This window comes from Flavobacterium sp. RHBU_3, from assembly GCF_046613565.1.
In the GTDB taxonomy this organism is placed as follows: domain Bacteria; phylum Bacteroidota; class Bacteroidia; order Flavobacteriales; family Flavobacteriaceae; genus Flavobacterium.
This window is the reverse complement of sequence record NZ_JBKJHC010000009.1, coordinates 146,598-161,537: the sequence shown is the minus strand read 5'-3', so window position 1 is coordinate 161,537 and position 14,940 is coordinate 146,598. Positions and strand designations below refer to the sequence as shown.

Sequence of the window (14,940 nt, the reverse complement as noted above, 5' to 3'; positions counted from 1 at the left end):
AATAAAGCGAGTTACGTTTTTTGCGCTGTTTATTATTTAAACTCTTTAAGAAGTGCAGGAAGCGTTATCGCGCCTCATTGCGCAGTTTTTCGCGGTGTTGTTCGCCCCATTCGGCAAGAGTGCGCAGTACATCCTTAAGGGTATGGGTATAATCAGTCGGCTCGTAGGTAACTACTACCGGCATGCCGGTATCTACTATGCGTTTTACAAATCCGTTTAGCTCTAAATCTTTCAACTCATTACTCAGCACCTTGGCCGAGATGCCTTCAATGGTGCGCTGCAATTCATTAAACCGCATAGGCTGTTCGCGCAGGGCCAGTATTATGCGCAGTTTCCATTTGCCGCCTATTACATAGAGGGCATCACCTATATTGTTTAGCCTTGCGCTGCACTGTTGCGCATTTGGGCATTGTTCGGGTTGTGGCAGTATTGTTTCTGTTGCGGTATCCATATGTGGTAACTTATTAGTAAGCACTTACCTTGAGTATACTACTTACTTTTTGAAAGTAAATGTACATAATTTTGGAATATAATTCTAACAAGGAAAAAATACTTTAATATGAAAAATATCCTTCACATCATATCCAGCCCACGCGGCGAAGAATCATTTAGTGTAAAACTGGGCAATGCCATTGTAGCTCAGGCGCAGGAAACATTTCCGGGCAGTAATGTAACTACGCTGGACCTTACTGTAAACCCATTTCCGCATATTGATGGCGCACAGATAAAAGCCCTGCGCACACCTTTAGATTTGCACACTAACGAAGACAAAGCAGTACTGCAACGATCAGACGAAGCACTGGCACAATTGTTTGCTGCCGATGTTATTGTTATTGGTGTACCCATATACAACTTCGGGATAACATCTACCCTAAAAAGCTGGCTGGATAACGTAGTGCGTGCCGGGCAAAGTTTCCGTTATACCGAAAATGGCCCCGAAGGTTTGGTTAAAGGCAAGAAGCTGTACATAGCCGTGGCATCGGGCGCGGTATTTTCGGAAGGGCCTTACGCCCCGTTTGATTTTGCCATATCATACCTTAAAGGCGTACTTAACTTTATAGGTATTACAGATATTGATGTAGTACGCGCCGAAGGTATAGCCATACCGGGCATACAGGAAACCGCACTGGAAAAAGCGATTGAAGCTATTGCGATATAAATAGCCATTGTACATATCACACTGAAAAGCCACCGTACAGCGGTGGCTTTTATATTAATGAGTAAGATGGTACAGTATAAATGCGTAAAAATCTGATTGCTCTTCCATTCGGTCGGGTAGGCCGGTAGTAATACCATAATGCCCGGAATTCAAAAGGGTTTTCAGGTATACCGGATTGGTTTGCCCTTTATGGTTTTGCAGCTTTGCTGCAAATTTATATGAGTGTACCGGCGGCACCCTGTCGTCATTATCTGAAGTAAGGATTAGTGTTACCGGGTAATTTACCCCTTCCTTTATATTGTTGTATGGTGAATATTGCATCATCGCCTTAAATTCGGCTTCATTATCAGGGTTTCCATATTCATCAAAGTGGAAACGGCCTATAGTATAGCTGTGAAAGTTTGCCATATCGTATACCCCTACCTTTGGAACGGCTACTTTAAACAATTCAGGATGCTGCACTAATGCTGCACCTACCAGCAACCCTCCTTGTGATGCGCCGGTTATGGCAAGTTTTGAAGAGTTTGTATATCCCTGGTCTATCAGGAAACGGGCAGCATCTATAAAGTCGTTCAGTGTATTTATCTTTTTCAGCCTGCGTCCATCATTATGCCACTGTTCGCCGCGTTCACCACCTCCGCGTACCTCGGCATAGGCATATACACCACCATTGTTTAAAAAGTAAATCAGCCCATTGTCATAATGAGGGGTATTTACTACACCAAAACCTCCATACGCTTTTAGCAGGGTAGGATTGTTGCCATCAAGTTCCAATCCTTTTTTGTATACCAGTGTTATGGGTACTTTTACACCATCGCGGGCGGTGTAAAAGGAGGTTTTTGTTTCAAAGTAATCTACCGGGTAGGGCGCGGTGGTTTTCTCAAAGGTACTGCTTACATAGCGGTCGTGATTACCACTGTTAAGATTCAGTGTAAAGAGTATGGGTGGTATGGTGTAGGAGGTTACATAAAAAAACACATCCTTATCGTAATAGTCGCTATCGGTAAGCACTACATCCATGCCTTTTTGTACCTGTATACGATTTATGAACTTGCCTGAGTAGTCAAACAGCATAAAATATGTACCGTCGCTGTTTTTGTAGCGGCACAATATGCGGTTTTCGAAAAATGTAGCACCTACAAGCAGGCTGTTTTGGTACTGAGGTATTATCACTGTTTTCTCTTCGGGTTTGTCCGGGTCGAAGCTGCGGACATCACCCCAGTTAGATTCTTTAGACGAATAGTAAATGCGCCCGCGTACATAACCCGAAACATCAAAATCCGGAGGTACATTTTTAAGGAAAGGTTTTAGTTCCAGTTTGTCTTTTGTAAGGTCGGCGTAGTAGAAGTCTACCGTTTGTTCATCACGCGCGGCTGTTTCCAGGAAAAGACGTGTACCATCATGGCTGGTAAAGTAATATACCTGCCCCGCAAACGAAGCTGCGTTAAACACTTCCTCATCTTTTAGTACATCGGTGCCCAGCTTGTGGTACATTACCTGAAAAGTAGAGTCGGCAGCAAACTGTGAACGGTTGGCATTCCTGCTGTAAAAAATACCTTCGTCACCTTTCCAGGCAATACCGCCAAATTTGGCATTCGGAATTATTTCATTGCTCTTTTTACCCGAAAGTGAAACAAAGCGTATTTCATGGTTGTCACTTCCGTTAACCATAAGTTTGTAAGCAAGCATTTTTGAATGTACTGACGGTTCAAAATCGATAACGTTTACCGTTTTGCCGCTGTAAATGTAATTTGGGTCTACCAGCTTTACATATAAACCGTCGAGTTTTTTCTTGTAGCCAAGGTAAGGTGTGGCACCGTGCTCTTCCGGATCAATGATATTAGCATAATACCCGTCGCGTTTTTTGGTGGGTATCCTGAAGTTTGTCTGCGCCTCATACTTTTGCAGAGTGGGTAGCGGGTATACTTCTTTGTTTACGGCACTAAGGTGATTTTGTGTAAACTTGTTCTGCTCATTTACCCAGGCGGCTACCTCAGTGCCGTGCATATCGTTAAGCCAGGTATAGTCGTCTGTAAGAGTAGTGCCGAACTTTGTAGTGGTTTTAGTGGTTTTTTTGGTAACAGGATATTTTTGCCCGAAACATACAACCGGCAATAGCGCCAGCAGTAGTAATTTTTTCATGGTAAGACTGGTTTTGTTTGTCGACGCAAAAATAGCCAAAGCCTGGAAATTTTTGGTATGCTAATTTTTTTATGATTTAAAAATACTGCTGACACAGGGCTGTCACTACGTCAAAATACCTTTGACATATAAATCATAAAAAACAACTATATCATGGAAAACGTACAGGCAACAACGGCAATTATTACAAAAGAACAATTACAAAGCCACTGGCGCGGCCACCGCGGCCTTACCCGCAGGGTTATAGAAGCTTTTCCTGAAAAGGAACTTTTCGAATTTTCGGTAGGGGGTATGCGCCCGTTTGCACAGCAGATGATGGAAGTGATAGACCTTACCGGCCCCGGTATTAAAGGACTGGCTACGGGCGACTGGGGAGATGGTAACCTGCCTCATTTTACAGGTGTAGACATGCCTACTACTAAGGAGGAACTGCTTACCCTTTGGGACGAAGCCTCTAACCAGTTAAAAGTGTACTGGCCGCAAATAGCCCCTGAGGATTTTAATAAAGAAATAAAGGCCTTTGGCCAATATGAAGGCACTATACTAAGCACCCTGTTGTATTTTATAGACAACGAAATACACCACCGTGCACAGGGTTATGTATACCTGCGTGCGCTGGGCATAGAGCCGCCATTCTTTTGGGACAGGAAATAATAAGGAGTTAAGGTATCAATCAAAAAACAGAAACGGCACCTCAAAAGGGTGCCGTTTCGTTATCTGTATATTTAAAGCTATTACTGAACTACAATATTGTCTAGTTCCATATTAGTTGTAATACCATTTGCATCGCTTCCTATATATTCAAAGATAAAGAAGCCTTGTTCGCCTGCTGTAAAAGTATATACACCACTATCGGTAAAAGTAGTAGCATAGCTGTTAGCCGGCCCTACAGAGATAGTAAAGTTAGATGTTATATCCTGTAGTGTGGCGCTGTTTACATCTCCGCCCGGCACATAGTCTGCAGAGTAATATACTTTTAGTGGGTCGCCATTACTGTATCCTGCAAGAGTTTTAAACTGTAGTGTAGTAGCAGTAGCACTTTTAGGAACAATAAACACTACCCTGTTTGAAGATGAAGCGTTGTTGTAAGATGAAAAGAAAAGGTATTTGTTACCAGAGAATGACCTTACATTCCAGTAGCTTGCACCTATAATGGCATCATTAATAGCAGTAGGGAATACTGTATTGTTAACGGCATAGCTTTCAAAGTTTTCGCTGTATGGACCGGTAAGGTTAAGGCTTGTGCCTACAATAGGCGGCGCAGCGTCTACCCTTGCTTCTGTAAGTTTAATATCGTCAGCAGAACGGGCAAGGAACTGGTAAGTGGTGCCGTACTTAGTAAGTATACCTCTTACTTTACCGCTGTTACCCGGTATTATATCTCCGCTAAAGTTAGCGTAGCTACTGGTACGAAACTGTACTGCGTTTCCACTAAAATCAGTAAGCGCCCTGTTAGTAGAACCACCTGCAGTGTTAGCTGTATCATTTTCGTCATAATAAGTGCCGCCTACAAAACTATCGTCAAACTGTACACCATCAAGCTCTATAAGGGTGTTAAGGTTTGCATCGTTTAGTGCCTGGCTCAGTGTCATGGTCCTTACCAGAGTTTCTTCGCTTACTTCAGAGCAAGAAGGCTTTATATAGTTTTGGTAATCGTATTCTGCTATCCTACCCACAGTACCTTCATATAGGGCACCTATAGCCAGGCTGCTGTTTACTTTTCCGTAATAAAGGTCTTTTAGTTTTACATATACCTTGCGGCCAGGGTAAAAGTTTACACTAAAAAGACTGGTTTTGTCTATTGCAAGGCTAAAACCTACCGGAGTACCATCGGCAGGAAGTGTTTGCAGGTATACTGTTTTAAATATGTTTCCTCTTTCGTCGCTAGATACCACATACGCTTCTATAACATCGTCTGTAGTATATTGTGTTACCGAAGTTGTAGCAGAAGAATTAAGGCTGGCTACAGTCTTGTTAGCCGTTAGTCCCAGTTCTGTACAGGCATTAGCCGGCGCACTGTAGTCGTCACTGTTTACACAGCCGGTAAGCAGCAGTGCGGTTGCAAGGCCAAGTACAGCGGGTTTAAAGAAATTTATTTTCATAATAATTTTTTTAGTAATTAGTAAACAACCACATTGTCTATCTGGTAAGAACCGTCTACGGCAGAAGCAGTACCGCCGGTTACTTTAAAGCCCACATAAACATTTCCGCTGTAAGCAGAAAGGCTTATTTTACCCGATGGTACAAAATCAAAGTTTACACCGGCTATTTCAGGAGCGGTAAAGGTTACAGGGGTCCAGGTAGCGGCAGTAACATTTGTACCGTCAAAGTCTGTAGAGATAAATACTTCAAGTTTGTTATCTGCAGATGTGGTATACGCCTGAGACGACTCAAAAGTAAGAGTTTTGTCGTTGTTTTCGGTAAGTGCTATTGCAGGTGAAATTAACCATCCTATGTTTGATGCATTACCGCTTTGGTAAGGGTTAAATTCGGCATAGCCATTATCACTATAGCGTTGTATGGTCCATTGTTTTGTACCGGCCTGTAAAAAGGTAGTCCATCCAGGAGTGTTTACAGTGCTTAGTGTTTCATTATCTTCACCTGATTCAAATGTTTGGTATACTATAGGATTCCTGTATATTGGAAGTTCGGTGTCTTCGTCGCAGCCTGTTAGCACAAATGCAGCAGCGGCAGCCAGGAAAAGGGTTTTAAAATTAAATTTCATAGCGGTTTAATTAAAAGTTGATGTAAAGGTTTACGAAATAGTTTCTTCCGTAACCGTAGAAATACTTCGAACCAAAAAGAGGTTTTCCGTTAGCCATGTCATCCCTTAGTGCACCATAGGTAGCGTTACGTGATTGTTCAAAACCACCTGTTTTGTAGCTTTGGTTCAGTACGTTGTTTACACTTACAAAAAGGCCTACAAGCTGCTTACCTATTTTCCATGATTTTCCACCCTGAAGGTTCATTAGGAAGAAATTATCAAACTTCTCCTGCTTAAGTAGTTTTTTTGCCTCAGCAAGGTCTACATCATCATAAGGAACACCGTTTAATGTTTCTGCATTTTTAAAGAAGTTTTCGGTCCTCATTAGAGACGAAACCTCTACATAATTATCAGCAAGATAGTTGCCGTTTACACCTACCCACCAGTAATGAGGGTCGCGGTATTCTATACCCAGCGAGTATGCCTGTTGAGGCACGCCGCCTAACTTGTAGTTTTTAAGTGATGCGCTACCATAGTTTACTGTTGTTGTAGGGTCTATAGTACCCACGCCGCTATCATCTCCATTAGTAGCCAGGGCATCGTTGTTTATACTTACGTTAGGGTTATTGTTATAGGTGTATTTACCATAAGAGGCTGCACCTTTTACTGTAATTGTACTGCTTAGGTTATACTCTATACCAAATTCTCCACCCATCATAAGCTTGTTTACACCGGTTACGGTTTCTGCTACAAACGCACCATTGTCTTCACCTTCAAAGATACCGTCTCCGTAGAAGAATGATGTTTTTATAGAGTTTTCTATAGTGGCATAGAAACCTGTAATTTTTGTTTTAAGCCTTGGGGTTCTTATTACATAGCTTATGTCGCCGCTTGTTACGGTTTCATTTTGTATACCGTCTATAGCATTGTTGTTTAGCCTTGCGTTAGGGTAAGCGTTTCTTAGTGTAGGAGCCTGTGTCATGCGTACAGCGTTTAGTACAATCATGTTACGCCCGTTTAGTTTATAAGTAACACCACCTTTTATACCGTAGTTGTCAAAGTTAAGCTTGTCGCTTTTTCCGAAAGAGTTGTTAGGGTAAAGGCCGTTTTTGTACAAACCTTCCCTTTGGTATTCTGTGTAAGAGTATGTACCGCCTACATAGAAGTCTACTTTACGGTAGTTAAATTTAAGCTGGGCAAAAGCATCGGCTACATTAGCATACAGGTTATAGTTATAACCATAAGTATCGCCTTCTCCCACCCTGCGGTTAGGGTTGTTAAGGTCGCTCTGTGCATAGCTTCCTGTATAGTAGTTGTCTACATCTTCAAAGAATTGTCCGCCAAGCAGGTCCAGCAGGTTCTGGAAGTTGTGCGATTTTAGGTGCCTGTAAGAAGCACCACCATTTAATGAAATGTTATCTGAAAGCTGCGAACGCAGTATAGTGTTTGCAGTAAGTGTTTTGTCATCAGTCCTGTCTTCATACAGTACATAAGCACTACGGCCGTTAGCTGTGTTAGCGTTAGCCTGGTACATTTGGTTCCAGTTTATCTGCCTTCCACCGTTGTTAAAGTTAGCCAGGGAGTCGGCATCGTGTGCAGTCATACCTGTAGATAGCAGGTAGCTTGGCAGGTTACGGTAGTATGTAGGGTCTGGGTTGTTAGCATTCTGGTAATCCAGCCTGCTGTTACCTATTTGTCCAAACTGGTACGATACGTTAGTGTTTAATGATGTAGTTTCGCCTATAGTCCAGTAGTGGCTTAGCATAAGTATTGGCTCTTCCACATCCTTATCGCGGCTGTTACGTTTTTTACCGTCTTGCCATCCCCAGTACGAGTTGTATTTTTCACCGGCTATATCGGTAACCTCTTTTGTGTTTGGCGAATTTTTACCACGGCTGTTTTGTGCATATATGCTGGTAAAGTTAAGGCTGTGGTGGTCGTTTATTTTTTTCTCTACACTGGCAAAGAATGAGTTTGCGCTGTAGTCTGTTCCGTCAAAATAGCCTTCTTGTGCCCACCTTCTTGAGGCAGAAATTACGTAAGCCCATCCGTCTGCACGCATACCCGATGAGTATGTACCCATCATCCTCCAGCTATAGTTAGTGTTAGTGCCTGAGTAAGATACCCTTAGGCCCGGCCTGTATATGCTGGCGCGTGTATTTATTTCTTGTGTACCCAGTATGTTACCAAAGGTGTAGTCGCTTGGTGCGCTGCCCATTGTAAATTCCTGGTTACGTGTAGCATCGTTTAGTCCTCCCCAGTTGCTCCAGTTTGGCCTTCCGTCATATATTTTATTCATCATTACACCATTTATCATGGTGTTACCATATTGATTATCAAGTCCACGTATCCTGAAACGAGCCTGTCCCCAGTTAAAGGCGGCTGCCTGCTGGTACGTATCGCGAGATGCCTGTAGCAGGCCTGCGGTGTTTTCAGATCCGCTGTTGTCATCGCCAAGGTCGTTATCAGTAATGGTTATAAGTCCCAGCTGTTGCTCAGATGTAATATCTAATTCAAGTGATACTACGCCCAGGTCGAGCGGTTTTCCGGCAACGGCCTCAACAGTAAAGGTTTGAGGTACATAACCGGCAGTTGTTACGGTAAGTACATGGCTTTCGGGAGCAAGGTCATTAAAAACAAACACACCTTCGGCATTGGTCAATGCGGTCTGGCCTGTAGCTTCAATGGTAGCTACCACGTTTTGAAGCGGTTTCTGCGTTTTAGCATCTACCACCTTGCCCTGTACTGATGCCGACTGCTGTGCCCAGGCACAAACGAACTGCATCATGAATAAAAGACTGAGTACGAGTTTTTTCATAGATAAAATTAAATTATTTCTTTCCTTCGTTAAGTTAAGGATTTCTTAACGGCGGCAAATGTACATCATTTCCAAAATATTATTTACTTTTGGCACCCCGTTTGTTATAAAAATTGATGTTAAATTAATATATGTTAATAATGTCCAGAAAATTAGTCCTCTTTTTCCTGTTATGCCTTGCTTTTAGCGGCTTTGCGCAGGATAAAAAATTTAAGGTTCAAACCATAGCGTTCTATAACGTGGAAAACCTTTTTGACACCATTAACGGTCCGAACAACGATGAAGAGTGGCTTGCTAACGGCAATATGCACTGGACTGGTGAAAAATACAAAAAAAAACTGAAACATCTGGCACGCGTACTTAGTGAGCTGGGAACAGGCGAAAACCCTCAGCCACCGGCTATTATAGGTCTTGCCGAGGTAGAAAACCGCGGTGTGCTTGAAGATCTTTTAAAAGAGCCAGCCCTTGCCGATAAGGGCTATGGAATTATCCACGTAGACAGCCCGGATAAAAGGGGTATAGACGTGGCACTACTGTACCGCAAAAGTGTTTTTAAACCTACAAGTTTTAAAAACATTCCTTTGATTATTTACGATAAGGAAAGGGCTAAAGAGAAAGTACAGGCAGAGAAAGATGAGGCCGCGGGCATTAAAAATGAAAAAACCGACGAAGAAGAAAAAGGCTTGTTTATAAATGTAGACTACAGCGGCCGTATTTATACCCGAGATCAGCTGCTGGTTACCGGCCTGCTGGATGGTGAGCAGATGAGCTTTATAGTAAACCACTGGCCATCGCGTGCCGGGGGCGAAAAAAAGAGTTCGCCAAACCGTGAGGCTGCTGCTGCACTAAACAAAAAAACCATAGACTCTTTATACAAGATTAACCCGAATACCAAACTTGTTACCATGGGCGACCTTAACGATGGCCCTTATAACCGCAGCCTTAAAGTGGTGCTGGGTACTAAGGCGCACAAAGAGGATGTGAAGCCGGGCGAACTGTATAATCCTATGGAAGAAATGAGCAAAAAAGGCATAGGTACACTGGCGTACCGCGATGCCTGGGATCTTTTTGATCAAATGATACTTACCGAGCCACTTATTAAAAAAGACTACACATCATACCGTTTCTGGAAAGCTAATGTGTATAACAAAACCTACCTTACCCAGCAAACCGGTGCTTATAAGGGCTACCCGCTTAGAAATACCACCAGCGATGTAGGCTATAGCGACCACTTTCCGGTATATGTGTACCTGATTAAGGAGCAGAAATAAAACGTATACAGTACTTTATATAGTAACAGCCGCAAACTTCTGCGGCTGTTTTTTTATACATAAACCTGAGTAAAAATTATGTGGTAATTTTTTCAGATTATTGAAAAAGGGAACAATAGATTGTTATTTTTACCACACTTATATAAACCAATTAGTAATAAACTTTTAGCTATGAAAAAAATTACCCTTGCGCTATTTATGGCGCTTTCTTCTCTGGCCGTTTCGGCACAAGACTATTACAATTTTACCAAACTGAACCAGCCCTATACCGAATTGCAGGATGCTATATCGGTAAACAATGGTGAAATATGGATGTTCGATACCTTTGGCGAGTTCAGTATCCCATTTCCTTTTACCGTTATGGGCAATCCTGTAGACCGTTTTTTATTTGACGATGACGCGTTTATCTTGATGGGTACCGGGGTTGACTACGATATTGACGGTGAAGGCTTTTACTACATGTATCCGTCAAACATCTATATGCAGGACCGCACTTACAGCTCAGAGGTTTCGTCATCGCCCATAAGCTACAAGGTAGAAGGCACAACAGGCAACCGTATATTAAAACTGGAAGTGAAAAACGCTACACTTGAGTTTGCCGAAGATTATGGCTATGCTGAAGACTATTTTTACCTAAGCTATCAGGTATGGTTATATGAGGCCAACAACGTAATTGAATTCCACTACGGCACAAACAATATTACAGATATTGACAATATTACCGACGGAGAGGGTATAATAGTAGCACTTGGCGACGATTATAATACCGTTGGCTTCGTATATGGAGATACCGAAAGCCCTGACTACGGTGAATATACCGAGGCAACCTTCCCGGATGAAGGCCTTTCCCTAAACAGCTACCCGGCTAACGGCACCGTATACCGTTTTATGCATGGTACCCCGGCAGCCATTAATAGTGTAAAAGCAAATACCCTGAGCCTGTACCCTAACCCGGCTTCTTCAGTGCTTACTATAAAATCTGCCGATGCCATGATTTCTCAATACAGCATATTCGACGTTACCGGTAAGGTAGTGCTGCAAAACAAGGTTACTGCTGCACAAAGCACCAGTATAAATGTGGCAAACCTTTCGCCGGGCGTTTATTTTGTAAAGACAGACAACGGCACGGCGCTTAAGTTTGTAAAGAACTAAACGGGTTTAGCTATAATAATGTGGGCAGGTATTACAAAACAATTCGTTAAATTTGCCCACATTAATAATTTATATAAACCATGTTACAAACAGCATTTATTAGGGACAACCGCGAAAAAGTGATCAGCGCCCTGGCCAAACGTAATTTTGACCCCACAGCGCTTGTAGATGAAGTAATAGCCCTGGACGAAAAAAGAAGGTCCACTCAGGTAGAGCTAGATACCATACTTGCCGAGTCCAATAAACTGTCGCGTAGCATAGGTGAGCTTATGAAAGCCGGTAAAAAAGACGAGGCTACCGCCATGCGTGAGCAAACCGTGCAGTACAAGGAAAAATCTAAAGAACTGGAAGAAACCCTTGCTACGGTTACTGCCGAACTTACCGATACGCTTTATAAGCTGCCAAACACCCCGGCCGATATAGTACCGGTAGGCAAAACTCCTGAAGAAAACGAAGAAGTTTTCCGCAGTGGCGAAATCCCTGCACTATATGATGGCGCAGTACCACACTGGGACCTTATTAAAAAATACGACATTATAGATTTTGAACTGGGCGTAAAAATTAGTGGTGCCGGTTTCCCTGTATACAAAGGCAAGGGAGCCAAGCTGCAACGTGCGCTTATTTCATATTTCTTAGATAAAAACACCGATGCAGGTTATAATGAGTTCCAGGTGCCACACCTGGTAAACGAAGCTTCGGGTTACGGTACCGGTCAGCTTCCTGATAAGGAAGGCCAAATGTACCACGCCGTGGCAGATAACCTGTACCTTATCCCTACGGCTGAGGTTCCGGTAACTAATATTTTCCGCGATGTAATCCTGGAAGAAAAAGACCTTCCGGTTATGTGTACAGGCTATACACCGTGTTTCCGCCGCGAGGCAGGTTCATGGGGAGCCCACGTGCGCGGCCTTAACCGCCTGCACCAGTTTGACAAAGTAGAAATTGTGCGCATAGAAAAACCGGAAAACAGCTACGAAGCTCTTGAGGGTATGGTAGACCACGTAAAAAACATACTGGACGAGCTGAAACTGCCATACCGCGTACTGCGCCTTTGTGGTGGTGATATGGGCTTTGCATCGGCGCTTACATACGACTTTGAAGTGTACTCTACAGCACAGGAACGTTGGCTGGAAATCAGTTCGGTGTCTAACTTCGAAACCTTCCAGAGCAACAGGCTAAAGCTGCGTTTCCGTGATAAAGAAGGTAAAAACCAGCTTGCCCACACGCTGAATGGTAGCTCACTGGCACTGCCACGTGTACTTGCCGGCATCCTGGAAAATTATCAAACACCGGAGGGTATTGTAATCCCTGAAGTGCTAAGGCGCTACACCGGTTTTGATATTATAGATTAATACGAATCCACCCCGCCCACCGCGGCGGGCACCCCTCCGGAGTACTATCGTGTGGACACATCTTTGCGACTTAGCGGCTTTGCGAGGAATTTTCACCACAAGGTGCCCAAAGTTTTTCACAAAGGGCACAAAAGACCTAAATTATGCTTAATACGAACACGAAGGCTTTCCTTTGGAAAGCAAAAAAGTTCACAAAGCTATTTGTGTCCACATGATAGCTCCGGAAGAGGGGAATGCTTACTCTGAGCGGGGCTGCGACTATTCCCCTCCTTCGGAGGGGTGCCCGTAGGGAGGGGTGGGAAATTTCTTAAGTTTATCCGTAATAGTATTTTTATATGAAGCCTGTCCCTTTTTAAAGGGGCAGGTTTTTTTATAGAAGAATAACCGGGTTGTAATGCCGAAACTTATACCGAATTTCAATGTTAACCCTTAATGTCGGGCGTAATTTGGTATATTTGTTTGTTGCCTGCGCTAAAACTGCTGTTTCCGGCGTTTATGTTTAGTACACTATTAGCAGGTTGTTTGTTATATGAAAAGAATATTCCTCTATATCGCTTTTATATTCTCGGTTGCGGCCTTTGCCCAAAACGAGCAGCTTGCCCAAAATTATTTTGAAAGGGGCGAGTTTGAAAAGGCGGCCATGATTTACCAGGACCTGGACAAGGCACAGGCGCGTAATCCGTACTTTGCGCAAAAGCTTGCCGAATGCTATCAACAGTTAAAACAATTTGACAAAGCCGAAAAGCTGTTGTTGGATAAAATAGAACTTACCCGCCAGCCCTTACTGTATGTAGACCTGGGGTATAACTACCAGCTACAGCAAAACCAGGCGAAGGCCGATGCTTACTATAAAAAAGCCATAGATGCCGTAGCCGAAACTCCGGGTAATGTGTTTACGGTAGCCAATGCCTTTGAGAAAAAAGTACTGGTACGGCAGGCACTTACCGCATACGAAACGGCTTCGTCTGTAAACAAAAGCATGAACTTTGATTACCAAATGGCACTGTTACAGGGACAGCTGGGTAATGTGGAGCAAATGATAGACCGCCTGCTGAGTTTTGCCTTTAACAATCCCCAAAACCTGCAAATGGTACAAAACCAGTTGTCGCGTTTTATGAACGAGGAAAACACCAGTGAAAACTTTAATACCCAGTTGCGTAAAGCCCTTTTGCTGCAAACGCAAAAATCGCAGGATACCTTTTGGAACGAATTTTTAAGCTGGTATTTTGTGCAGCGCAAAGAGTACAGCAAGGCATTTATACAGCAAAAAGCCATATACAGGCGCAATCCTGATTCGTTTATGAATGTGGTAAACCTGGGCAGGCTTGCCGCCGAAGAAAATGAAGATACCACCGCTAAGGAAATCTTTGACTTTGTGAGCCAGAATACCATGGAGCAAGACCTGCTCATGGATGCCGAGTACTATGTGCTGCAAATAGACATTAAACAGGCTAAAGATGCTGACCTGCCGCTTATAAAACAGCGCATTGATGCCGATATGGAAAAGTTTGGCACCACACCGTATTCATTGAAGTTGCAAATACTAAAGGCCGATTTTGAGGCGTTTCAACTGAAAGATACCAAGGCCGCCGTGGCTACGCTAAACCGTGCGCTGGAACTGCAACTGAACAAGTTTCAGCAGGCGCAGGTAAAAATGAAAATGAGCGACATACTGCTGCTGGAGGAAAAATTTAACCAGGCCATTATTTTCTATGCCCAGGTAGAAGAAGACCTTAAAAACGATGCGGTGGGTAACGAGGCCAGTTTCCGGGTGGCAAGAGCCAGCTATTTTAAAGGCGATTTTGAATGGGCACAAAAACAGCTAAAGGTACTTAAATCGAGTTCGTCGCAGCTTATTGCTAATGATGCTATGGAACTGTTCCTGCTGATAAGCGACAATACTGTGGAAGACAGCACGCAGACTGCATTGAAAAAATTTGCCCGAGCCGATTTTAAACTGTACCAAAACAAAAAGCAGGAAGCCTTAGACGAGTTTAAGAACCTGCGTGCTACTGATAAAACCGAAAGCATACAGGATGTAACCCTGCTGCGCTTAGGCCGTATTTATGAGGGCATGGGCCAGTATGACCTTGCCCTGCAAAACTATGCAGAGATTATAGACAAGTACAAAGAAGGCATTTATGTTGATGAGGCACTGTTTTATTCGGCTGAGATTTACAATAAAAAGCTGAACCAGCCCGAAAAGGCCAAGCCGCTGTATGAAAAAATGATCTTTGAGCACGAAGACAGTATTTACTTTATAGAAGCCCGCAAGCAATACCGCATACTGAGGGGTGATGCACAAAGTAGTTAGTTTTTTTGTGGTTATTCGGTTATAGGGC

11 protein-coding genes are annotated in these 14,940 nt (G+C 43.3%); 6 read left to right on the top strand and 5 right to left on the bottom strand.

Annotation, left to right across the window (positions count from 1 at the left end; translation table 11 throughout):
- Nucleotides 1-64: 64 nt before the first annotated feature.
- On the bottom strand, nucleotides 65-451 hold the full coding sequence (locus tag ACLI1A_RS13840; protein ID WP_411409269.1) for a winged helix-turn-helix transcriptional regulator: 387 nt from the start codon (nucleotides 449-451) through the stop codon (nucleotides 65-67).
- Between the two features lie 108 nt (nucleotides 452-559).
- Here ACLI1A_RS13840 and ACLI1A_RS13835 point away from each other — a divergent pair, with 108 nt between their 5' ends.
- Complete coding sequence (locus ACLI1A_RS13835) at nucleotides 560-1,159, top strand: FMN-dependent NADH-azoreductase (RefSeq protein WP_411409268.1); 600 nt, start codon at nucleotides 560-562, stop codon at nucleotides 1,157-1,159.
- A gap of 54 nt (nucleotides 1,160-1,213) precedes the next feature.
- On the opposite strand, the gene ACLI1A_RS13830 is transcribed toward ACLI1A_RS13835, so the two are convergent.
- The gene (locus tag ACLI1A_RS13830) at nucleotides 1,214-3,301 is read right to left on the bottom strand and encodes a prolyl oligopeptidase family serine peptidase (protein ID WP_411409267.1); all 2,088 of its coding nucleotides are present in this window, start codon (nucleotides 3,299-3,301) and stop codon (nucleotides 1,214-1,216) included.
- Between the two features lie 153 nt (nucleotides 3,302-3,454).
- Here ACLI1A_RS13830 and ACLI1A_RS13825 point away from each other — a divergent pair, with 153 nt between their 5' ends.
- Nucleotides 3,455-3,955 carry a DinB family protein gene (locus ACLI1A_RS13825; protein ID WP_411409266.1) on the top strand — a complete coding sequence of 167 codons (501 nt, stop codon included), beginning with the start codon at nucleotides 3,455-3,457 and terminating at the stop codon, nucleotides 3,953-3,955.
- Nucleotides 3,956-4,035: 80 nt separating this feature from the next.
- Here ACLI1A_RS13825 and ACLI1A_RS13820 read toward each other — a convergent pair whose 3' ends face one another.
- Genes ACLI1A_RS13820 through ACLI1A_RS13810 form a run of 3 tightly spaced genes read right to left on the bottom strand, consistent with a single transcriptional unit; the run spans nucleotide 4,036 to nucleotide 8,823 of the window.
- Nucleotides 4,036-5,403 (bottom strand): DUF5689 domain-containing protein, encoded by a 1,368-nt coding sequence (locus ACLI1A_RS13820; RefSeq protein ID WP_411409265.1) that lies wholly within the window; start codon nucleotides 5,401-5,403, stop codon nucleotides 4,036-4,038.
- Nucleotides 5,404-5,420: 17 nt separating this feature from the next.
- Nucleotides 5,421-6,026: a choice-of-anchor J domain-containing protein gene (locus ACLI1A_RS13815; RefSeq protein ID WP_411409264.1), complete on the bottom strand. Its 606-nt coding sequence runs from the start codon at nucleotides 6,024-6,026 to the stop codon at nucleotides 5,421-5,423.
- Between the two features lie 10 nt (nucleotides 6,027-6,036).
- Entirely contained in the window at nucleotides 6,037-8,823 is a 2,787-nt protein-coding gene (locus ACLI1A_RS13810) for a carboxypeptidase-like regulatory domain-containing protein (protein WP_411409263.1), read from the bottom strand.
- A 131-nt stretch (nucleotides 8,824-8,954) separates the two neighbouring features.
- Between ACLI1A_RS13810 and ACLI1A_RS13805 the strand changes: the two genes are divergently transcribed.
- From ACLI1A_RS13805 to ACLI1A_RS13790, 4 genes are all read left to right on the top strand, one after another.
- Nucleotides 8,955-10,094, top strand: a complete 1,140-nt coding sequence (locus tag ACLI1A_RS13805; protein ID WP_411409262.1) for an endonuclease/exonuclease/phosphatase family protein — start codon at nucleotides 8,955-8,957, stop codon at nucleotides 10,092-10,094.
- 171 nt (nucleotides 10,095-10,265) lie between these two features.
- A complete protein-coding gene (locus tag ACLI1A_RS13800) occupies nucleotides 10,266-11,246 on the top strand; it encodes a T9SS type A sorting domain-containing protein (protein ID WP_411409261.1) in 981 nt (326 codons plus the stop codon).
- Between the two features lie 80 nt (nucleotides 11,247-11,326).
- Nucleotides 11,327-12,598 (top strand): serine--tRNA ligase, encoded by a 1,272-nt coding sequence (gene serS / locus ACLI1A_RS13795; RefSeq protein WP_411409260.1) that lies wholly within the window; start codon nucleotides 11,327-11,329, stop codon nucleotides 12,596-12,598.
- A gap of 529 nt (nucleotides 12,599-13,127) precedes the next feature.
- Nucleotides 13,128-14,912, top strand: coding sequence for a tetratricopeptide repeat protein (locus ACLI1A_RS13790; protein ID WP_411409259.1), 1,785 nt, complete (start codon nucleotides 13,128-13,130; stop codon nucleotides 14,910-14,912).
- The last annotated feature ends 28 nt before the right edge of the window (nucleotides 14,913-14,940 follow it).